Source organism: Burkholderia sp. GW821-FHT14F03, from assembly GCF_058803765.1.
Window position 1 is genome coordinate 1 of sequence record NZ_JBXAPG010000148.1, and the last position, 664, is coordinate 664.

Sequence of the window (664 nt, forward strand, 5' to 3'; positions counted from 1 at the left end):
ACGAGATCAGGACGCGGATCGGGACCGTGCGGCCGGATGGTCATCGGGTCGACTGGCTGACGTATGGCAGCGGACATGTGCATGGGTTGGTGCTGGACGGCGAGGAGCGCGTGCAGTTCGAGCGCGACGATCTGCATCGGGAAGTTCGGAGGGTGCTGCCGAGCAAGGTTGTGCAGCAGACCATGTATGACCCGGTTGGGCGGCTGCAGAAGCAGACCGTGCAGCGGGAGAATGCGCCGGCGCCGCTGAGCGCGAGGTTGTATCGGTATGACGCGGCCGGGCAGTTGATGCATATCGAGGATAGTCGGAAAGGGCTGACGGATTATCGGTATGACCCGGTTGGGCGGTTGCTGGAGGCGGTTGGGCCGGGTGGCGCGGAGAGGTTCGCGTTTGATCCGGCGAGCAACTTGATCGATGCGGGGGATCCGGAGCAGGCGAGGTCCAGGGCGGCGGTGAGTCCGGTGAGTCCTGGGCGGGTGGAGAGCACGTTGCCGCCGCAGGTGCCGAAGGTGCTGGGGAATCTGCTCAAGCAGTATGCGGGGACGCATTTTGAGTATGACGCGCAGGGGAATCTGCTTGAGAAACGCTCGGCAGGGCGCGTGCAGCGGTTCGAGTGGGATGGGTTCAATCGGCTGAGCAGGGTGTCGGCCGGGGCGGGCGAGGC

The 664-nt window shown here is 65.2% G+C and carries 1 pseudogene; it reads left to right on the forward strand.

The window, feature by feature from the left end:
- A pseudogene (locus AC1RQF_RS33445) lies at nucleotides 1-664 on the forward strand (RHS repeat-associated core domain-containing protein); the annotation flags it as partial.